This window comes from Micromonospora sp. D93, assembly GCF_018070365.1.
Taxonomy (GTDB): Bacteria; Actinomycetota; Actinomycetes; order Mycobacteriales; family Micromonosporaceae; genus Micromonospora; species Micromonospora ureilytica.
The window spans coordinates 61,150-79,689 of sequence record NZ_JAGPXW010000017.1 but is presented as its reverse complement, the minus strand read 5'-3'; the positions used below and the strand labels follow the sequence as shown (position 1 = coordinate 79,689).

Here is an 18,540-nt window from a genome sequence, read left to right as displayed (position 1 = left end):
CTTCCCACCGCGTACTCCTAGGAGTTGTACGCCTGCGCGGTCACCGTTACCTGCCGCGCGAGGTCCGACCGCGCGGGCCAGGAGATCCGCACCTCGCGGGTCTCCCCCGGCAGGAGCCAGAAGTAGTTGTCGTCGTAGCGGGCCGGCAGGACCCGCTTACCGCGCTTGTCGCGCACGGCGAGCCGCACCAACGCGGCGACCGTACGACCCTGGTTGCGGACCGTCGTGGTGACCGTGTTGCGCCCGTCCACGACGCGCACGGTGCTCGACGACGTCGACAGTCGGGTGCTCGGCACGTCGTTGAGCGCCCGCAACTGCTCGGCCTTGTCGTAGCGCCAGTAGGTGTTCTCCGCGAGCACCCGGTCGCGGCTGTCCCGCAGCTCCAGCCGCACCAGGTGCAGCCCGCCGCCGTCCGGCGCGGCGAGCGGGAAGACCGCCGTCGTCGCCGAGCGGGCCACGTCCACCCGCTGACGCTGGGCCGAACCCAGCGACCGGCCGCTCAGGTCGTACCGTCGGGCGCTCACCGTGACCCCGCTCAGCGGCGCGGCGGTGTGGTTGACCACCCGGACCTGCCAGGTGCCCGGGTCGGCCTGGACGTGCACCGGCTCGCACCCCTTGCGGGCGCCGTAGTAGGCGCCGTTCACGTCGAGGTCGTAGTCGTAGGTCTGCCAGACCGTGCTGTGCCACGCCGGGTGCGACATCCACAGCAGCAGACCTGTGGCGTCCTGCCACAGGTTGGCGTTCCACGCCTCGAACATGGCGCGGTGGCTCTCGTAGTTGACGAACTGCGCCCGGGTGGCGAACTCGTCGAGCGAGTCGGACTCACCGAGCCGCGCGTCGATCGCCGCCTGGTACGTGCCGACGCGCTGGTTACCGATTGTCGACCAGTCGTGGTAGTTCCACACCTCGCCGATCGGCCACTCCGGGGCGTCACCGACGAGGTTGCGCATGCTCTCGACCACCGACACCACAGGCATGCCGATCTCGGTGTGGAAACCGAACGCGCCAGTGTCGTACGTGTTCTTGTTGTTGTACGTCGCCGACTCCACCCAGTGGTACGGGCCGTGACCGCTGACGATGCCGCCGGCCGAGTTGGGGATGTAGAGGATCTCCGGGTGCTCGGTGGCCGCGGCCTGCTTGAGCCCGGCGTCAACGATCGGCGGCGGGTCACCCTCGTTCGCGCCGCACCACACCACGATGCTCGGGTGATGGCGGAACCGCCGGATCGTGTCGGCGGCGATGTCGACGTAGCCGGGCGGGTTGGGCAGGAATGCGCCCGCCTGCCAGAAGTCGTTCCACACCAGGATGCCCTGCTCGTCGCAGGCCTGGTACAGCTCCTCGCGGTTGCTGCTGCCGAGCCAGTTGCGGATCATCGTGAAGTTCATGTCGCGGTGCATCTCGACCGTGTCGGCCAGCCGGTCGGGCAGCACCCGACGCAGCAGCTCGTCCCAGCCCCAGTTGCCGCCCCGGGCGAACACCGGCACACCGTTCACGCTGATCTTCAGTTGGGTGACGGCGTTGCTGACCGACTTCACGTCGGTCCACCGCTGCCCGTCGTCGGAGACCTGGATGACGAAGTCGCGCGCGTACGCCTGCTCCCAGACGATGGTGACCTGGTCGAAGCTGACCGGAGCGCCGAGGTCGACCTGGATCCACTGGTTGTCCTCGAACTTCGACGACCACCGGGTCCGGGGGTTGCCGTCGACGGCCCGGTCCGGCCCGTTCGAGTCACTGTCGTACGACGACGCGGTCGCGGTCCGGCGTAGGGCCAGGTCGACGTCCGGCTCGGCCTGCCGCTGCACCGAGAGCGCCCACATGGACACCCCCCATGAGGTCACCCGCGCCCCGGTCTGGATGCGCAGATGCTGGGCGGTCTGGCTGGCGAACGTCTCGACCTGGGTGGCGCGGCTGCCCAGCGGAGTGTCGTTGCTGACCGACGTCACGTCGCTCCAGGTGTCCCCGTCGACGGAGACCTGGACGCGGTAGTCCAGCGCGTACGCCTGCTCCCACACGATGGTGACCCGGTCGAAGTCGACGGCCGCGCCGAGGTCCACCTGGATCCACTGGTTGTCCTCGGCCTGCGAGGCCCAGCGGGTCGCCGCGTCACCGTCGACGGCCCTACCGGGACCGTTGCCGTCGTTCTCCGAGGACGACGCTGTGGCGTCGCGTCGCAGGGCGAGATCCGCGCCGGTGCCGTCGGCCACCGACAGCGAGAACATCGAGATGCCCCAGCCGGTGGCGCGCTGGCCGGCCTGGATGCGCACGTGCCGGGCGTGCTGCCTGGCGAACGTGACCGTCTGGGCCGCCGCGCCGTCGACGAACTCCAGCGCCGGCTTGCCGGGCGGCGAGATGACGATCGGCTGGTGCCAGTCGTAGGCGAACTCGCGGACACCGAAGCGGAGCGCACGCCTGTCGCTGACCGAGCGCTTGACGGTGGCGGTGAGCGTCAGGTCGTACAGGTGGGGGTCGCCGTAGCCGTTGGGCCACCACAGCCGGGGGTTGCGCAGACGCAGCGCGCGGAAGCGCTCCGGTGTGAAGGTGACTGTGGTGCTCCCGCCAGCGGGGACGGTCACTGTCGACTCGACGCGTACCTTGTCGAACTCGGCGCGGACGGTGACAGTGGTGGCGCTGGCCGCCGCGTTGCGGACCGGCACCCGGATGGTGACCTCGGCGGTGTCGGTGCCGGGAAGATCGGGCAGCGTGGTCTGCACGTGCGGGTCGCCGAGGACCACGGCGCCGGTGCTACGCAGGCGGACGTGGTCCCAGAGGCCGGTGACCCGGTCGCGGACGGCGGGCATCCAGTCCCACCCGGACACCGCCAGGTAGGTCGGCGCGTCAAGGTAGTGGTGGGCCGACTGGAGGAAGGTACGACCGTCGGCGCCCTTGTCACCGGGGGTGCCGGGGTGCGGCATCGGGGTCACCCGGACGGCGAGGACGTGCTCGCCACGGTGCCCGGCCAGCGCGTCGGTGATGTCGAACGCCGCGCGCGCGAACGGATGCTTGACGCTGCCGACCTGCACACCGTTGACCCAGGCGGTCGCCTCGTGGTTGATCCCGTCGAACTCCAGCCAGATCCGTCGGCCGGCCGAGGTGTCCAGGTCGCGCGGCAGCCGCAACGCGCGCCGGTACCACCAGGTGTGCCGGGACAGCGCCTCCGGGATGCGCATGTTGTTGAAGCCGGCCACCGGGTCGGGCAGGTGGCCCTGCTCGACCAGGGTGCCCAACACGGTGCCGGGCACCGTCGCCGGCAGCCAGGACCGGACGTCGACACCGGCGCGGGAGAGCTCGGCGCCGTCGGCGGTGCCGGCGAAGTCGTCCATCGTCAACGACCAGCCCGACTCCAGCGGCACCGTACCGTCGGCGGCGACCCGCAGCTCGGGGGCCGGGCCGGTGTTGCCGCCCTCCCAACTGGTCCAGCCCTCGGCCTTCGGCCGGCCGGCCAGCGGCACTCCGTAGACCTGGAAGCCGTTGAGGCCCACCGGGTTGCTGTTCGAGCGCTTCGTGGCGGTCATCCGGATCCACCGGCCGGTGACCGGCTCGGGCAGCTTGATGGTCTGCGCGCCGCCCTGGCCCTCGCTGGTCTCGTACACCGACCGCCAGGCGCGGCCGTCGGTGGAGACCTCGATCCGGTACGCCGTCGCGGCGCTGGAGAGGATCTCGTCACCATCGGTGTCGGTGTAGTTGCCGTCGAACGGCCCGTCGGTGAGCGTGGCCTCGAAGACCAGGGAGACGGCCTCGATCCGGCACAGCGCCTGGAGGTCCACCGAAATCCATTGCGGATCGCCGTTGGCGGCGCGCCACCCACTCCCCCGGACGCCGACCTGCGGCAGACCGTCCACGGCGAAGGTGGCGGGCGTCGGCGCGTAGTCGGTCGAGGAGACCGCCACCGGTCGGTACCGGGCAAGGTCGGTGGCGGTCGGGTTGGCGGTCGGGTTGACGGTCGGCGCCGGCACGGCGGCGGACGCGACGACGTCCGGGAGGACCGCGGTCACCCCGACCGACGCCAGCAGCGTCGCTCCGGCGGAGAGGAAGGTACGCCGTGAGATCGGCGATGGCTCGGACATCTTGCCTCCAGACATGACAACGTTGTCAGATGGCGAGGGTCTGTGACAACGTTGTCAGATGGTGGCCCGATGTTTCCCGAGAGTCAAGGGCCCGAGTCCATCGTGATTCCCCGAACACGTTCCGCAGCTGTTCCACTTCGGACATCGGCGCGGAATGGCGACATTCCAGCAGCGCCCGTTCTGGTGATCGGAATCGGGCTGGGCATCGCGATCATCCTGATGACCCAGGCCGTCGTCGTGGCCTTGGCGGGCCGCCCCACCGGCCGGCTCGCCGCTCCCCCCACCATTCGACCGTCGCTCGCGGCGCCCAGGACCACGAGGGCTGCGGGGCCCGGGGTTGCGGGGGCCGGGGCCGCATTGGTTGGCGCGGTGCCTTTGTAGCTGATGTCGCAAACGATTCAAACCCCGAAACGCCTGTCGGCCATGTCCGAAGCCTGCGCAAGGCCCGAAGCCCCTGGGCAAAGCCCGAAGCCCTTCGGCGAAGCCCCAAAGCGCGACCTGCTCGGGGTCGGTGATGTCGCAAACGATTCAGCTCCAAAGGCGCCGACCAACACCTCCCCACCCCGCGCCGCGGAGGCGGATCGGACCGGAGGTCGCACGGCGACGACCACGTGCCCGCGCGGTCAGCTCGCCGGCCCGGCCTCGCGGCGCCCGGGGTCCCGAGGGTGGTACTCGGGTCGGAGCTTGGCGCTCGCGAACGCCGCCTTCACCGCCGCCGAGAGCGCGGCGATGTCGTAGGCGCCGTGGTGTCGCCGGCCGTTGATGAAGAAGGTCGGGGTGCCGGTGACGCCGCTGAGGTCGGCGGAGTCGACGTCCTCGGCGATCCGGTCCACGCCCATCCGCTTCGCCATGTGCTCCCGGAACCCGTCCAGGTCCAGGCCGAGCTGTTCGGCGTAGCCGAGCACGTCGGCGGGGTTGAGACCGTCCTGGTGGGCGAGCAGCATGTCGTGCATCTCCCAGAACGCGCCCTGCTCCCCCGCCGCCTCGGCGGCCTCGGCCGCGAGTTGGGCACGCGGGTGGACGTCGGTGAGTGGCAGGTGCCGCCAGACGTACCGGACATTGGCGAAGTCGGCCAACAGCTCCCGGACCACCGGCTCGGCCTGCCCGCAGTAGGGGCACTCGAAGTCGCCGTACTCCACCACCGTCACCGGTGCCTCAAGTGACCCGCGCATGTGGTCGCGATCCGGATCGACCGGCAGCATCAGGTCGACGATCCCCTCGGTGACGCCCAGCAGCGCACGGGTCCGCCGCGCCGGCGAGAGCCGTCCGACGGAGCGGAACACCAGCCAGGTGACGACTGACGCGCCGAGCGTCGCCACGAGGATGCCGAACTTCGCCTCGTCCAGGGCCGGGCCGCTCAGGGCATGGGTGGCGATCAGGAGCGCGACGGTGAACCCGATGCCGGAGACCGTGCCGACCCCTGCGACGGCAACCCAACCGACGGGTGGCCGGAACCGGTTGCCGCTCAGCCGGGTCACCAGCCACGCGGTGGCCACGATCCCGGCCGGCTTGCCGACGACGTACGCGACCACGACACCGACCGTGACCGGGGAGGTCACGGCCCTGGCCAGCAGGTCGCCGTCGATCACGATGCCGGCGTTGACCAGCGCGAAGAGTGGTACCACCACGTAGCTCGCCAACGGGTGGTAGAGCGTCTGCAACCGCTCGTTCGGCGACAGCGCGGAGGTGAGGCCGGCGCGGGCCATCCGGGCCAGTTGCGGGGTGGGCTGTTCCCGGAAGAGGCGGAACTGGTCGCTGGCCCGCTGCAGGTCGCTGCGGCCCGGTGCGTAGGCGTAGGTCAGCAACCCCATCACCAGGCCCACCGCGACCGGGTCGACACCGGACATCGAGACGGCGAGCCAGGCCGCCACCCCGAGCAGCGCGTAGACGGGCCCGAACCGCACCCCGCAACCCCGGACGAGCAGCACAACGCCGAAGATCGCCGCCGCGACGACAAGCGCCGTCAGCGACGGGTGATGCGGGTACGCGATGGCCAGCACCGCGATCGCCACCACATCGTCGACGACGGCGACGGTCAGCAGGAAACCCCGCAGTCGTTCCGAGAAGCGCGGCCCGAAGACGGCCAGCGCGCCAAGCGCGAGCGCCGTGTCGGTGGCCATCACCGCACCCCAACCCGCCGCGGTGGTGTGCCCGGCGTTGATGGCGAGATAGATCGCGACCGGCACGAGCATGCCGCCGACCCCGGCCAGCATCGGCAATGCCAGGCGACGCCGCTCCCGCAACTCGCCGATGTCGAACTCGCGGCGCAGCTCCAGCCCCGCGACCAGGAAGAAGAACGTCATGAGCCCGCTGTTGACCCAGAAGCGCAGGTCATGTGACACCTGCCAGTCGCCGAGCTGGATCGAGAAGGAGGTGTTCCAGACCGACTCGTACGACGATTCGCTGAGGTTCGCCCAGACGAGAGCCAGCACGGCGGCGATCAGCACGACCCGGGCGCCGCCGGTCTCGGTACGCAGGAACGAGCGAAGCGGGGCGTTGAACCGCCTGTCCCAGATGGTCCGGCTGGTCCAGCCCCGGGGCGTGTTGTCGCTCGTCACGGGGACAATCTTCGTCGACCTGACCGTCACGTGGTTCGGATTGCTACTCCTCTTCGGCGAACACGGCAGCGCGGCGCCGGCGAATCGCCGGGAGGACGGCGACGACGAGCGCGGCGAGGGCCAGGGCCAGAAGCGCCGCGGAGATCGGTCGGGTCAGGAAGACCGACGGGTCGCCACGGGAGATGATGAGCGCCCGGCGCAGGTTCTCCTCCAGCAGCGGGCCGAGGACGAAGCCGAGCAGCAGAGGCGCCGGCTCGCACCCACACTTGATCAGGATGTAGCCCAGGATCCCGAAGAACGCGATGGCGTAGACGTCGTACGCGTTGGAGTTCAGTAAGTGGGTGCCTATCGCGGCGAACAGAATGATCATCGGGAATAGCACCTGGTACGGGATGCGCAGCATGCGCACCCAGAGGCCGATCAGCGGCAGGTTCAGCAGCAGCAGGAGCACGTTGCCGATCCACATCGACGCGATCAGGCCCCAGAACAACGCCGGCTCGTCGTTGATGACGTTCGGGCCCGGGGTGATGCCGTGGACGATGAACGCGCCGATCATCAGCGCCATCACCGGGTGGGCGGGCAGGCCCAGGGTGAGCAGCGGGATGAACGACGTCTGCGCGGCGGCGTTGTTCGCCGACTCGGGGCCGGCGACACCCTCGATCGCACCCCGCCCGAACTCCTGCGGTCGCTTCGAGATGCGGACGCCCCGCTCGGCACTGTGGTCACCGTGACAGCCGGCACCTGCTCGGAGATGTGCTCGGCCAGCGCCCCGCCGATCCGCCGATAGACCGCCCCCGCCGGCCCGCTAGCCAGCCGCAGGTGAACCGGGTCCGCCTCGGGCTGCCGCGAGCAACCAACGAGCAGCCCGCTGCCAGCCAGCAACACCGCGCGCCGACTGAACCGCGTCATGCCGGAATGATACGGACGGCGGCCTCCCTCCCACCGCGTCGATCTTGCAATTTCGGTCGTCGATATGCGGCTCTATGCGCCTTTTGCCATCGCAGAAAGTGCAAGATCGCGGCCCGACTCGGTCGATCATGGAGTTGTGGTGCCAGGTTTGGCGGCGTAACGGGCGATTTGTTGCCCACCACAACTCCTTGATCGGCGAGGCGGCACGGGTTGACGAACCGCCCGCTGCGCCTCGCGCAACGTTCTTGGCATCCACACTGCGGGCATGCACGCAGCGCCACCGGTTGGTAGCGTGCCGGTGATGTCGGCGGTTGCCGCCGGCAGCGGTCCCCTGGGGAGGGTCGACGTGTGGGCGGACGACGCTGCGCTCGACGCGGCGGAGCGCCGACTCGACGAGTGGGAGAAGTCGCTCGCCGAACGGGCGGCACGAGCAAAAACTCTGTCGGCGACGATGCGGGATCTGACCGGCACCGCCCGCAATCCCGATCGGACTGTCGAGGTCACAGTCGACTCGGGCGGCCTGCTGATCGACCTACGGCTCGACGAGCGCATCCGGCAACAACCCGCGGCGCACACTGCTCGGCAGATCCTGGAGACCACCACTGCCGCGCGCGCCGACCTGCTCCGACAGGTCAGCGACGCAACCACGCAGTCATTGGGCGACGACGCGAGCGCCCAGGCCATCGTCGACTCGTACCGCAGCCGGCTTCTCCCCGACCAGGGTTCAAACGATGCCCGCCGGTGACGGCATCCAGGTCGACCCGGACGACCTGACCGCCCACGCCGCACGCCTCGAGCGCTGCGCCGGCAGCCTCGACACCGCGCAGCAGGCAGGCCAACACGCCCGGTTGGACGCCGACGCCTACGGGCAGCTCTGCGCGATGATGCCGGTGCTGCTCGACGGCCTGCAACGAACCCTGGTCGACGGCATCGGCGCCGCCGCCGCATCGGTACGGGACACCGCCGGCAAGCTGCAGGTCGGAGCCGACCGCTACCGAAGCTCCGACGCCCACGCCAAGCAGCTGCTCGACGGGGTGCGGCGGCACAGGTGACGTCCAACCCGCTCGTCGCCGCCGCCGCGGACACCCCGCCCGGCGCCTGGGCAGGCGTGTGGATCTGTGAGGACATCGAACTCATCGCCCAGGGCGTCCGCACCGGCAGCTGGATCGACGGCAGCCTCGGCGTCGTGAGCGCGAGCCTGGACGCTCTCGCCTTCGTCTCCGACCCGGTCGGCGCCCTGCTCCAGTACGGAATCGCCTGGCTCATCGAACACGTCAAGCCGCTCAGTGAGGCGCTGGACTGGCTCGCCGGCGACCCGGCGCAGATCACCGCACACGCCCAGACCTGGCGCAACGTCGCCGGATCGCTCCGCGACGACGCCGCCGAACTGGCCCGCGCCGTCCGCACCGACGTCGCCGGCTGGGGCGGCAGTGCCGGCCCCGCCTACCGGGCCTGGGCTGCCGAACAGCAACAGGCCATCACCGGCCTCGCCCAGGGTGCCGACACCATGGCCGCGATCACCGAAGGCGCCGCCGGCCTGGTGGCCGCCGTCCGACTCCTGGTCCGCGACGCCATCGCCACCTGCGTGTCCCGCATCATCGTGTACGCGGGCGAACTCCTCATCACCGGCGGACTGGCCGCGCCGCTGGTCGTGGAGCAGGTGACGACCTTAGTGGCGTCATGGGGGGCGCGAATCGCGCGGCTGCTGCGGGGGTTGCTGGCCAGCCTGCGGCGGCTGATGCCGGAGATCCGCAGGCTCGGCGACCTCATCGACAAACTCAAGCAGGCGTTGGGCCGACTTCGCGACACCCCGCGCGGGCATTCAGGGAGCACAGCAGATGGGGCGCGCGGCGTTCATGGAGGCCACACCACTCGACCTCGTAATCTTGCGGACTACGGAGGGCAGGACCGTTGGGCGGAGGAGGCGTACGAGGCGATCCGCCAGCAGGCCGACACCGACGTCATAGCTCGCCACGTTGGGGACGCGCCCCGCCTGGACGGTTCCCGAGGGTTCTCTCGGGAGGAAATCGAGCAGATCCGCCGGCACGTCTTCTTCGATGCCCACCCGATAGATGACTATGCAGGCGGAGTCATCCATCAACGATACGATCCGAGCCCGCCCATGGCTGAGGCATGGCTGCGTTTACGGCGAGGTAGCCCACTGCCCGAGGATTACGCATTATTGGAGCACGAGTTGGCAGAACTGCAGTACTACCGGGTGCACCCGCAGGCGGCATACCGGGAAGCACATCTTGCCGCCAACCAGGTGTCCAATTGGGAGGCGTTTATACCCGGGCCGACATACGAAGACTACTCGGGCATTGGAGGCTAGGACGTGGGAATGATGGTGACCGCGCGACGTGTCGAGGCGGCCGCAGACGAGGTTCGGTACGAGTTCGGGTTGGAGGACCGGTTTGATCGAATCCTCACAATCGATCCGCACACCCTCGATGCCCGCGTCGACGATGGTGATTTCAACGCAGCTGCGGGTGCGATCGCGGCAAAGATCGTCAAGGCCCGGCGATCCAGCGGTGAGTTCCCTACAAGAATGCTGTTCGCAAGCTGAGCGGTTGACGCCGCCTCCAGGGGCCGCGCAACCGCAATAGACCCTACGGAACGTCAGCGACGCAAGCGGCGTGAGCAGGCGCCGTCGTGGCCGTCTCGGAGCAGGCAACGCCGGCCGCCAGGCATCCGCGGGTCGCAGAAGGCCCGGTGCCGGACGAGTTGATGGTCCTCTTCGGAGACGGTGGTCTCCCCAGGATCGGTCATCGGCAGCACCAGCATCCACCGGCCGATGACCCGGGCCAGGCGTTGCGCGGCGGGCAGGTCGGTGGCGACCACGGGCAGGTGGATGACGTACCGCTGGCTCATCGGGCCTGGTCCCGCTCGTTGCGGGCGCGGGCCTGATCGGTCTGCGAGCGACGCAGCCCGGCCTTGATCCGGGCGGTCTCGCGGCGGCTCTCGGCGAGAGCGGCGTAGACGGCGGCCATGTCGACGGCGACCCGGTCGAGGAAGGCGTACACGTCGTCGGGGTTCAGACCGCGACGCCCGAGCCCGACCGGCACGAAGCGGCGCTCACGCACCTGCCACGGCAACAAACTGGTGTACGCGGCAGAGCGGTAGGTAGCGCCACCGCTCGCCGTCCCTGGTCGCTGGCTTTTGGCGTTCATGTCCGCCTGCCTTCCTTATGCGGAGGGGCGAGGAGTGTTCGGGAAACACGGCGGCCGTTCGGGGGGACCGGCCGGCCGCCGTGCTGTGACCAGACTGCGACAGTCCGCAGTGGAAACGCAACGTTCTAAACCGCGATTTCGCTGTTGTGCATTGACTTTCTTTGCTGAAACCCGTAGGAGTTGCAGGAGCAGGTCACGCAGTGTTGCGTGCTGGAACCAGGGAGTGCACGAATGCCCGAAGACATCGGATCGACAGTGCCGCGCCGGCAACTCGGCCGGCTGCTGCGGCAGTTCCGCAACGAGGCCGGCGTGACGCTCGACGCCGCCGCCGAAGCACTCGAATACAGCCGGCAGAAGATCTGGCGCCTCGAGTGCGGCCAAGGCTCGGTACGGGTGCTCGACGTCAAGGCGATGTGCGAGCTGTACGGGGTGTCACCCGAGATGACCGAGGCGATGCGCGGGCTGGCCGTGGAGACGAAGTCCAAAGGCTGGTGGCACGCGTACGGGGATGCGGTCCCGAGCTGGTTCGAGCTGTACGTGGGCCTGGAATCCGCCGCGGCTCGACTGCGGGAGTACGGCGAGACGCTGATTCCCGGGTTGCTACAGACGCGCTCCTACGCCCGTGGACTCTTTCAGCCTGGGAGTCGGCTGAGCCCCGAGGAGCGTGAGCAAGCAGTCGAGGTGCGGCTACAACGGCAGACATTGCTTAGACGTCGCCTGCCAAAGCCCCCGCGCTTGGACGCAGTGCTCTCGGAGGCGGCACTCCGCCGAGTGGTCGGCAGCCACGGCGTAATGTCCGACCAGCTCAAACATCTGCTCGAAGTCTCCGAGCAGCCAAACGTTTCAGTGCAGGTGGTGCCGCTCGCTGCCGGGCCGCATCCTGGAGCGGTCGCCGGCTCGTTTGTGATCCTCGACTTCCCGACAACCAACGGGGGCCGGACCGCGCCGGAGCCCTCGGTGGTTTACAGCGAGTCGCTGACCGGGGCGCTCTACCTGGACAAGCCGGATGAGCTGATGGCCTACGAGGACACCTGGAGAGGACTGGCGGCCCTCGCGCTTGGCGCGGCAGAATCAAGAGACATGATCAAGAGGATCACCGGGGAGATGCGGCATGACTGATCTGACCGGCGCCGCTTGGCGCAAGGGCACCCGCAGCGGCGACAACGGCGGCAACTGCGTCGAGGTCGCCACGAACCTCGCCGAGGTCGTCGCCGTCCGCGACTCGAAGGATTCCACGGGACCGCTTCTCACCTTCACCACCCAGGCCTGGACCGACTTCGTCGCGGCTGCCAAACGTGGAGGACGGGTCAGCTGAGGTCGGCTTCGCCTCGGCACGAGTACGGCGGCCCGACCCATGCGGTCGGCGCGGCGTCAGCCGGCATCGACCGCATGCCAATTGCGCGTCCGGGAGTTGCACGTCGATGACTGACGTCAACCAAGCCCGCCTTATTGGCAGCGGTCAACAGTTGTCTGACCAACGACAGAATCCATTTGAGCCGGATAGCTGACAGGGCCATTCTTCGACGATCGCGCTAATCTGCGTTCGGCGGTTCTTCTGAAACACGCGGCTACCCCGAAGGAGAATGTCATGTTCATCGTGGCGACGCAGGATCCGAATACCCGAGGCCAATCTGCAGGGCCCGATTCGGGAGCGGCTGCCTGGGGTGCCCTCCTGCCCATCGACGCCGGGCTCACGCAGGCCGAGGCGGATCGACAGTTGGCAACCTACCTGGCCGGGGTCCAGGCGGACGAGCCGCTGTGCATCCGTGCGCACGGCAACGACGAGGAGATCGGTGACGCCGAGGCCGGCGCCAAGGACTGGGGCTGGACCTACAAGAAGCTGGCCAGAATGCTGGCCACTCACCTGACCGCCACCCCGAGCGTCGTCCTGATCCGGTCGTGCGCCGAAGAGGTGACCAACTTCCCTACTCAGATGGCGGTCCGCCTGGAGTCGAACTGGCCGGGCGCGAACCACCTCGACGGGGTCGTCATCTACGGCTACAACACTTCTGTCAATATCAGCACACCCATCCCCTCGCCACAGCAGCTGACCAAGAACGTCCAGATCCAACCGGTCATCGTCTCGCTGTGATCAGGGGCCGCACCTAGCAATTCCTTCGATACGACGGTTTTCTCATCATCTCGGCCTACCTCACGTCCAGCTGACGCATTCGCGCGAAGTCGACACTCTAAGATTCATCGAGCAATCCGAGTGCCGATCTCGTGCGATGCGTCAGCACCCGGGTCGTGGATGCTGGTACGCGGGTCTGCGATGCTCCATGCCATGGACGACCTGACGGCCCGCGTACGAGGATTCGCTGAAGAACGGGACTGGCAGCAGTTCCACACGCCCAAGAATCTGGCCATGGCGCTCGCTGGCGAAGTCGGTGAGCTGATTGCCGAGTTCCAGTGGCTCACGCCGGAGCAGTCCGCGGCGGTCATGGCTGACCCGGACGCGGGTAGCCGGGTGAGGGCCGAGATCGGCGACGTCATGATCTATCTGACTCGGCTCGCCGACGTACTCGGCATCGACCTGGTAGAGGCGGCTCGGACCAAGCTTGTGGATTCGGCTCGCCGCTACCCCGTCGAGCAGGCTCGCGGGTCGGCGGCGAAACGGTAGCCACGGGCAGGGCAACATGGCGCTCAGTTGATCTCTTCGCTACAGTCCATCACGTAGAAGCGCGTCACGACGGGCTTTCGGCGGCTGCCGGACACGCCCCCCATGCGCACGATCACTTCGTGCTGCCCGGGGGCAAGTGTTGTCAGCGTTCCGCATGTCTGCCGATGGTCTGCTGCGCCTAAGTGCCACGGGCATGCTCCCAGACCGGATCGTGGAGCAGATCGGTCGCAACGTGAGTCCGGCAGAACGTCGTTCCTGGTCGCACAGCCTCGCGGTGCTGGGGCAGGATCTCGCCGACGCGGGCCTCGGCCAGGTGGAGATGCTGGTCGAGTATCAGTTGCCGCTGACCAGCAAGCGGGTTGACGTGGTGCTTGCCGGTGTGGACCCCCGGACGTCCGACGACTCCTACGTCGTCGTCGAATTGAAGCAGTGGTCCTACGCCGAGTCCCACGAGGGTTCTGAGACCCTCGTGGCAGTGGAGCATGCGCATGGCCCACGGCTCCACCCCGGCTTCCAGGTCGAACTTTACTGCGAGTACCTGACGGATTTTCTCGGCATCCTCGCCGAGCAACGGAACCCGGTCCGTGGGGCCGCGTACCTGCACAACGCGACCGACCGCGACATCCGTGATCTGTTCGATCGGCAGGCGACCGAGCAGAGCCGGATCTTCACCAAGCAACGGCGGGGCCAGTTCCTCGATTATCTCCGTACCCACCTCGCCCCGGCCTCCGGCGCTGGCGCGGCTGACCGTTTCCTCACCAGTTCGGTTCGGCCGAGCCGGCACCTGCTGCGGTACGCCGCCCAGGAACTGAAGGATCGGTCGCGCTTCACGCTGCTGGATGAGCAGCGTGTGGCGTACGAGTTGGTGTTGCATGCCGTGGAGAAGGCGCGGTCGGCGGACCGTAAGTCGGTCGTGGTCGTCTCGGGCGGACCGGGCAGCGGCAAGAGCGTGATCGCCCTGTCGGTGCTCGGCGAGTTGGCGCGCCAGAACCGTTCCGTCATGCACGCCACGGGCTCGCGGTCGTTTACCCAGACCTTGCGCCGGTACGCCGGAAAGGGCTCGACGCGGCTGAAGAATCTGTTTGGCTACTTCAACAGCTTCATGTCAGCTGAACGCAACGGTCTGGACGTCCTGATCTGCGACGAGGCGCACCGCATCCGGGAGACGTCCGTCAACCGCTTCACGCCGAAAGCTCGGCGGGAGGAGGCTCGTTCGCAGATTGACGAACTCATCGCCGCGGCCCGGGTGCCTGTCTTCCTGCTCGACGAGCATCAGGTGGTGAAGCCGGGCGAGTTGGGCAACGTCGAGGTCATCTCGTCGTACGCGAAGAAGCTCAAGCTCGACGTCGAGGTCGTGTCATTGCACGGCCAGTTCCGGTGCGGTGGCAGCGAGACGTACGAGGGGTGGGTCGTTGACCTGCTCGGTCTCGATGGCGGCGAGCCCTCGGTCTGGACCGGCGACGGGAAGGTCGACCTACGTCTCGCCGAGTCGCCAGAGGAGATGGAAGCCTTCCTCGCCAGCAAGCAGGCGCCCGGTGTGACCGCCAGAATGTCCGCTGGGTACTGCTGGCCGTGGAGCGATCCACGTCCGGATGACAGTTTGGTGCCGGACGTGCAGGTCGACCTGTGGTCGCGACCCTGGAACGTCAAGAGTGACCGCAGCGTCGGCGAGGCGCCAGGCAGCGCGTTCTGGGCCACCGACCCGAACGGTTTCGGTCAGGTGGGCTGCGTCTACACGGCGCAGGGCTTCGAGTACGACTGGTCGGGCGTCATCGTCGGGCCGGACCTGGTCGCTCGGGACGGCCGGCTGGTGACGCGGCGCGAGAAGTCGAAGGACCCGGCGTTCCGCAGCCGCAAGGCGGTCAGCGACGCCGAATCGGATCTACTGATCCGCAACACCTACAAGGTCCTGCTGACCCGCGGGCTGAAGGGCACGATCGTCTATTCCACGGATGCCGAGACACGGGAGTACCTCGCCTCGATGGTCAAGGTGATCCGGTCGGTCGAGACGGTCTACGAGGCGCCAACGGACGCCGACCTGAGCTGATCGACCGGTTGGTCTCAGCAGCCCAATCCGTGCGGGTAGGGTCCAGTCACGGTCGACGAAAGGCAGATCAACCATGACGATTCCCCATCTCACGGCAGCCGACGGCACCACCCTGCCGGCGATCGGGCTCGGCACGTACCGGCTGAACGGCTCGGCGGGTGTCGACGCGATCGGTCAGGCGATCCGGGCGGGCTACCGGTTGATCGACTCCGCGGTGAACTACGAGAACGAGGGCGCTGTCGGCCGGGCCGCCCGTTCGGCCGGTGACGTGCGGGACGAGCTGGTCGTCACCTCGAAGCTGCCGGGGCGGCACCACAGCTACGACGAGGCGCTGACCACCATCGAGGAGAGTGTCTTCCGCACCGGCCTCGACCGGGTCGACCTGTACCTCATCCATTGGCCGAACCCGAAGGTCGATCTGTACGTGCAGGCGTGGCGGGCGCTGATCGAGGCGCGTGAGCGTGGGCTCGTCCGGCACATCGGGCTCTCCAATTTCCTGCCCGAGCACATCGAGCGGCTGGTGGCCGAGACCGGGGTCGCCCCGGTGGTCAACCAGATCGAGGTGCACCCGTACTTTCCGCAGCAGGAGGCGCTCGACTACCACCGGGAGAACGGCATCCTGGTGCAGGGGTGGAGCCCGCTCGGGCACGGCAACGACCTGCAGCAGCATCCCGTCGTCGTGGAAATCGCGACCGCGCACGGCGTCAGCCCGGCGCAGACGATCCTCGCCTGGCACGTGGCCCGTCAGGTGATTCCGCTGCCCAAGGCCGCCTCCCCGCAGCGGCAGGTCGAGAACCTGGACGTCTTCGGTATCAAGCTCACCGACGCGCAGGTCGAGGCCATCACCGCGCTGGGCCGCCCGGACGGGCGGCTCTCCGACCAGGACCCGGCGGTGTACGAGGAGTTCTGACGAACCCACCCCGCTGACGGTCAGCTGTGGGGAGAGAAGTCGGCACCCTGGACGTACTCCATTGCCTTGGTGAATTCGGGGTCGTTGAGCCGTCGACCCATCTCCTCCTCGGTGGGCTCGGCCACGCGTTGGTGGATCCACCACAGGTTGCCGAGCGGGTCGCGGAAACGGCTGACCCGGTCGCCCCAGAAGAGCTCGGTCGGCTCGGTGACGACGCTCGCCCCGCGTTCGACGGCCCGGCGGAGCACCTCGGCGTCGTCGGCGACGTAGAGACGCAGGAAGGCGGGCGTGGCCGGCCACTGGGGCTTGTCGAACATCATCACGACCGAGTCCCCGATACGAACCTCGGCGTGGCCGATCACGCCGTCCACCTCCATGCGGGCCAGTTCGGTGGCGTCGAAGACGCCGACGATGAAGTCGATGAGTGCGCCTGTCCTCCCCGGCGAGATGATCCAGGGGGTCACGGTGTGGTAGCCGTCGGGAACAACCTTCATCGGTTCGTCTCCTCATTCCGGTGCGGCGTCCGCGCACTCAGATGGGCGACGTTAGACGCGATCTAGGCTGGTAACTGTCCTAGATCTGGACCCATCATGGGAGCATGCGCGACACACCGGCCCGCCTGTTACGACTGCTCTCCCTTCTGCAGACGCCCCGCGAATGGCCCGGCAGCGAACTCGCCGAGCGTCTCGCGGTGACCCCGCGGACCGTGCGCCGCGACATCGACCGACTGCGTGAGCTCGGCTACCCGGTCCAGGCCAGCCTGGGCGCACTGGGCGGCTACCGGCTGGTCGCGGGTAAGGCGATGCCTCCGCTGCTGCTCGATGACGAGGAGGCGGTGGTGATCGCTGTCGGCCTGCACACCGCGGCCCGGCAGCCGGTCGCCGGCATCGCCGAGGCGTCGGTGCGGGCCCTCGCCAAACTCCAGCAGGTGCTGCCGCCGCGGCTACGCCGCCACGTCAGCGCCCTCACCGCGGCCACCGTGTCGTCTACCGCGGCGGCGGTGTCGCTTGTCGATCCGACGCAGCTCATCGTCCTCGCGGCAGCAGCCTCGGCACACGAGCGGGTCCGCTTCGGTTATCGCGACGGCGACGGCGGCATCAGCGAGCGGCTCGTCGAACCGCACCGGCTCGTCGTGGTGGGCCGTCGTTGGTACGTCGTCTGCTATGACAACGAGCGCGAGGACTGGCGCACTTTCCGCGTCGACCGCGTCGAACAGGCGACCACAACCGGGGTACGGGTGGCGCCCCGCGAGCTACCGACCGACGACGCGTCCGCGTTCGTGACCGACCAGCTCTACAGCCTGGCACCGGTGTTCCGGGCGGTGGCGACGCTCGCGGTGCCGGCCGAGCAGGCGGCTGCCCGGCTGGGCGACCACGCCGGCGAGTTCGAGCCGCTCGACGACGTGTCGTGCCGATGGCACAGCCCGGAAGACACAGTCGACTGGCTCGCCTTCCGGCTCACACTGCTCGGGTGCGACTTCACCGTCCACGAGCCAGTGGAGTTGGTCGACCATCTGCGTCGGCTCGGCGACCGCATCACCCGCGCCGTGGCTGCGCCGGGAACGGGAGGTCCGCGCGGGCGGATGCCGTGAGCGTCAACCCACGCCGGGCCGAAAAACGGCACGGGTGAGTCGTCGATGTCCGCTCGGGCTCATGCCGTGCACGCGTTTGAAGGCCGCGCTGAAGCCGAACGCGTCCGCGTACCCCAGTTGACGCGCCACGGCGGCGACCGTCGCTGTCGACTCGGCAAGCATGTCGGCGGCCACTGTCATGCGCCAGTCGGTCAGGTAGGTGAGCGGGGGTTCGCCCACCAACGCGGTGAACCGTTTGGCCAGTGTGGACCGGGAGACCCCGGCCCGCGCGGCGAGGCTGGCCAGGGTCCACTGCCGGCCGGGCGCGTCGTGCATGGCGCGCAGCACCGGACCAACAGTGTCGTCGCTCAACGCGCGGTACCACGAACAGGTGTACGACCTGTCCGGTCCTCGTGCGCTCACCTTCGCCGCGGCGGTGGCGACGATCGCCCGGGTGAGCGGCCGTTCGATCCGCTACGTGGAGCTCACCCCGGAGCAGTACCACGCCGAACTGCTCGCCGAGGGTTATCCGGCGGAGACGGCCACGGCGTTGAACGCCCTGTTCGCCGGGATGCGGGCGGGCCATCTCGCCGAACCGGCCGACGGGGTACGGCGGGTTCTCGGACGGGACCCGCTCGACTTCGACACCTACGCCGCCCAGGCTGCGGCGGCCGGCGCCTGGTCGTAGTCGG

The 18,540-nt window shown here is 68.7% G+C and carries 19 protein-coding genes; 12 read left to right on the top strand and 7 right to left on the bottom strand.

The window, feature by feature from the left end; all coding sequences use genetic code 11:
* Positions 1-17 precede the first annotated feature (17 nt).
* The 3 genes from KBX71_RS19910 to KBX71_RS19900 form a co-directional block, all read right to left on the bottom strand.
* Complete coding sequence (locus KBX71_RS19910; protein WP_210819511.1) at positions 18-4,064, bottom strand: discoidin domain-containing protein; 4,047 nt, start codon at positions 4,062-4,064, stop codon at positions 18-20.
* A gap of 623 nt (positions 4,065-4,687) precedes the next feature.
* Positions 4,688-6,622 (bottom strand): Na+/H+ antiporter NhaA, encoded by a 1,935-nt coding sequence (locus KBX71_RS19905; protein WP_210819510.1) that lies wholly within the window; start codon positions 6,620-6,622, stop codon positions 4,688-4,690.
* Between the two features lie 43 nt (positions 6,623-6,665).
* Positions 6,666-7,283 carry a tripartite tricarboxylate transporter permease gene (locus tag KBX71_RS19900; protein WP_307847194.1) on the bottom strand — a complete coding sequence of 206 codons (618 nt, stop codon included), beginning with the start codon at positions 7,281-7,283 and terminating at the stop codon, positions 6,666-6,668.
* Between the two features lie 513 nt (positions 7,284-7,796).
* Here KBX71_RS19900 and KBX71_RS19895 point away from each other — a divergent pair.
* Genes KBX71_RS19895 through KBX71_RS19880 form a run of 4 tightly spaced genes read left to right on the top strand, consistent with a single transcriptional unit; the run spans position 7,797 to position 10,097 of the window.
* Positions 7,797-8,276 (top strand): YbaB/EbfC family DNA-binding protein, encoded by a 480-nt coding sequence (locus tag KBX71_RS19895; RefSeq protein ID WP_247683782.1) that lies wholly within the window; start codon positions 7,797-7,799, stop codon positions 8,274-8,276.
* The gene (locus KBX71_RS19890; protein WP_210819509.1) at positions 8,263-8,583 is read left to right on the top strand and encodes a type VII secretion target; all 321 of its coding nucleotides are present in this window, start codon (positions 8,263-8,265) and stop codon (positions 8,581-8,583) included. Before KBX71_RS19895 ends, KBX71_RS19890 begins: the two co-directional genes overlap by 14 nt.
* A complete protein-coding gene (locus tag KBX71_RS19885) occupies positions 8,580-9,863 on the top strand; it encodes a WXG100 family type VII secretion target (protein WP_210819508.1) in 1,284 nt (427 codons plus the stop codon). The genes KBX71_RS19890 and KBX71_RS19885 overlap by 4 nt, the downstream gene beginning before the upstream one ends.
* A 9-nt stretch (positions 9,864-9,872) precedes the next feature.
* Positions 9,873-10,097 carry a hypothetical protein gene (locus tag KBX71_RS19880; RefSeq protein WP_247683781.1) on the top strand — a complete coding sequence of 75 codons (225 nt, stop codon included), beginning with the start codon at positions 9,873-9,875 and terminating at the stop codon, positions 10,095-10,097.
* Between the two features lie 53 nt (positions 10,098-10,150).
* Here the strand turns inward: KBX71_RS19880 and KBX71_RS19875 are convergent, their stop codons facing one another.
* Entirely contained in the window at positions 10,151-10,402 is a 252-nt protein-coding gene (locus tag KBX71_RS19875) for a hypothetical protein (RefSeq protein ID WP_210819506.1), read from the bottom strand.
* Positions 10,399-10,701: a DivIVA domain-containing protein gene (locus KBX71_RS19870; protein ID WP_210819505.1), complete on the bottom strand. Its 303-nt coding sequence runs from the start codon at positions 10,699-10,701 to the stop codon at positions 10,399-10,401. Before KBX71_RS19870 ends, KBX71_RS19875 begins: the two co-directional genes overlap by 4 nt.
* Positions 10,702-10,932: 231 nt before the next feature.
* On the opposite strand from KBX71_RS19870, the gene KBX71_RS19865 reads away from it, so the two are divergent.
* The 6 genes from KBX71_RS19865 to KBX71_RS19840 all read left to right on the top strand — a co-directional run bounded on the left by KBX71_RS19865 (position 10,933) and on the right by KBX71_RS19840 (position 16,278).
* On the top strand, positions 10,933-11,820 hold the full coding sequence (locus KBX71_RS19865; protein ID WP_210819504.1) for a helix-turn-helix transcriptional regulator: 888 nt from the start codon (positions 10,933-10,935) through the stop codon (positions 11,818-11,820).
* Positions 11,813-12,016 carry a DUF397 domain-containing protein gene (locus KBX71_RS19860; protein ID WP_210819503.1) on the top strand — a complete coding sequence of 68 codons (204 nt, stop codon included), beginning with the start codon at positions 11,813-11,815 and terminating at the stop codon, positions 12,014-12,016. Before KBX71_RS19865 ends, KBX71_RS19860 begins: the two co-directional genes overlap by 8 nt.
* Positions 12,017-12,289: 273 nt before the next feature.
* Entirely contained in the window at positions 12,290-12,793 is a 504-nt protein-coding gene (locus KBX71_RS19855; RefSeq protein ID WP_210819502.1) for a hypothetical protein, read from the top strand.
* Positions 12,794-12,985: 192 nt separating this feature from the next.
* Positions 12,986-13,321, top strand: coding sequence for a nucleotide pyrophosphohydrolase (locus KBX71_RS19850; RefSeq protein WP_210819501.1), 336 nt, complete (start codon positions 12,986-12,988; stop codon positions 13,319-13,321).
* A 154-nt stretch (positions 13,322-13,475) separates the two neighbouring features.
* Positions 13,476-15,368, top strand: a complete 1,893-nt coding sequence (locus tag KBX71_RS19845) for a DUF2075 domain-containing protein (protein WP_247683780.1) — start codon at positions 13,476-13,478, stop codon at positions 15,366-15,368.
* 73 nt (positions 15,369-15,441) lie between these two features.
* Positions 15,442-16,278: an aldo/keto reductase gene (locus tag KBX71_RS19840; RefSeq protein WP_210819499.1), complete on the top strand. Its 837-nt coding sequence runs from the start codon at positions 15,442-15,444 to the stop codon at positions 16,276-16,278.
* Between the two features lie 20 nt (positions 16,279-16,298).
* On the opposite strand, the gene KBX71_RS19835 is transcribed toward KBX71_RS19840, so the two are convergent.
* On the bottom strand, positions 16,299-16,772 hold the full coding sequence (locus KBX71_RS19835; RefSeq protein ID WP_210819498.1) for a VOC family protein: 474 nt from the start codon (positions 16,770-16,772) through the stop codon (positions 16,299-16,301).
* 104 nt (positions 16,773-16,876) lie between these two features.
* Between KBX71_RS19835 and KBX71_RS19830 the strand changes: the two genes are divergently transcribed.
* Positions 16,877-17,869, top strand: coding sequence for a YafY family protein (locus KBX71_RS19830; RefSeq protein ID WP_210819497.1), 993 nt, complete (start codon positions 16,877-16,879; stop codon positions 17,867-17,869).
* Positions 17,870-17,872: 3 nt separating this feature from the next.
* Here KBX71_RS19830 and KBX71_RS19825 read toward each other — a convergent pair whose 3' ends face one another.
* Positions 17,873-18,220: a helix-turn-helix transcriptional regulator gene (locus KBX71_RS19825; protein ID WP_247683779.1), complete on the bottom strand. Its 348-nt coding sequence runs from the start codon at positions 18,218-18,220 to the stop codon at positions 17,873-17,875.
* On the opposite strand from KBX71_RS19825, the gene KBX71_RS19820 reads away from it, so the two are divergent.
* The gene (locus KBX71_RS19820) at positions 18,207-18,536 is read left to right on the top strand and encodes a hypothetical protein (protein ID WP_210819496.1); all 330 of its coding nucleotides are present in this window, start codon (positions 18,207-18,209) and stop codon (positions 18,534-18,536) included. The two genes, KBX71_RS19825 and KBX71_RS19820, sit on opposite strands and share 14 nt — an antisense overlap.
* The last annotated feature ends 4 nt before the right edge of the window (positions 18,537-18,540 follow it).

Bases quoted from the DNA above. Each gene is read 5' to 3' on its own strand.
- KBX71_RS19910 (WP_210819511.1), bottom strand. From the start codon at position 4,064: ATGTCCGAGCCATCGCCGATCTCACGGCGTACCTTCCTCTCCGCCGGA.
- KBX71_RS19895 (WP_247683782.1), top strand. From the start codon at position 7,797: ATGCACGCAGCGCCACCGGTTGGTAGCGTGCCGGTGATGTCGGCGGTT.
- KBX71_RS19890 (WP_210819509.1), top strand. From the start codon at position 8,263: ATGCCCGCCGGTGACGGCATCCAGGTCGACCCGGACGACCTGACCGCC.
- KBX71_RS19880 (WP_247683781.1), top strand. From the start codon at position 9,873: ATGATGGTGACCGCGCGACGTGTCGAGGCGGCCGCAGACGAGGTTCGG.
- KBX71_RS19875 (WP_210819506.1), bottom strand. From the start codon at position 10,402: ATGAGCCAGCGGTACGTCATCCACCTGCCCGTGGTCGCCACCGACCTG.
- KBX71_RS19870 (WP_210819505.1), bottom strand. From the start codon at position 10,701: ATGAACGCCAAAAGCCAGCGACCAGGGACGGCGAGCGGTGGCGCTACC.
- KBX71_RS19865 (WP_210819504.1), top strand. From the start codon at position 10,933: ATGCCCGAAGACATCGGATCGACAGTGCCGCGCCGGCAACTCGGCCGG.
- KBX71_RS19860 (WP_210819503.1), top strand. From the start codon at position 11,813: ATGACTGATCTGACCGGCGCCGCTTGGCGCAAGGGCACCCGCAGCGGC.
- KBX71_RS19855 (WP_210819502.1), top strand. From the start codon at position 12,290: ATGTTCATCGTGGCGACGCAGGATCCGAATACCCGAGGCCAATCTGCA.
- KBX71_RS19850 (WP_210819501.1), top strand. From the start codon at position 12,986: ATGGACGACCTGACGGCCCGCGTACGAGGATTCGCTGAAGAACGGGAC.
- KBX71_RS19845 (WP_247683780.1), top strand. From the start codon at position 13,476: ATGTCTGCCGATGGTCTGCTGCGCCTAAGTGCCACGGGCATGCTCCCA.
- KBX71_RS19840 (WP_210819499.1), top strand. From the start codon at position 15,442: ATGACGATTCCCCATCTCACGGCAGCCGACGGCACCACCCTGCCGGCG.
- KBX71_RS19835 (WP_210819498.1), bottom strand. From the start codon at position 16,772: ATGAAGGTTGTTCCCGACGGCTACCACACCGTGACCCCCTGGATCATC.
- KBX71_RS19830 (WP_210819497.1), top strand. From the start codon at position 16,877: ATGCGCGACACACCGGCCCGCCTGTTACGACTGCTCTCCCTTCTGCAG.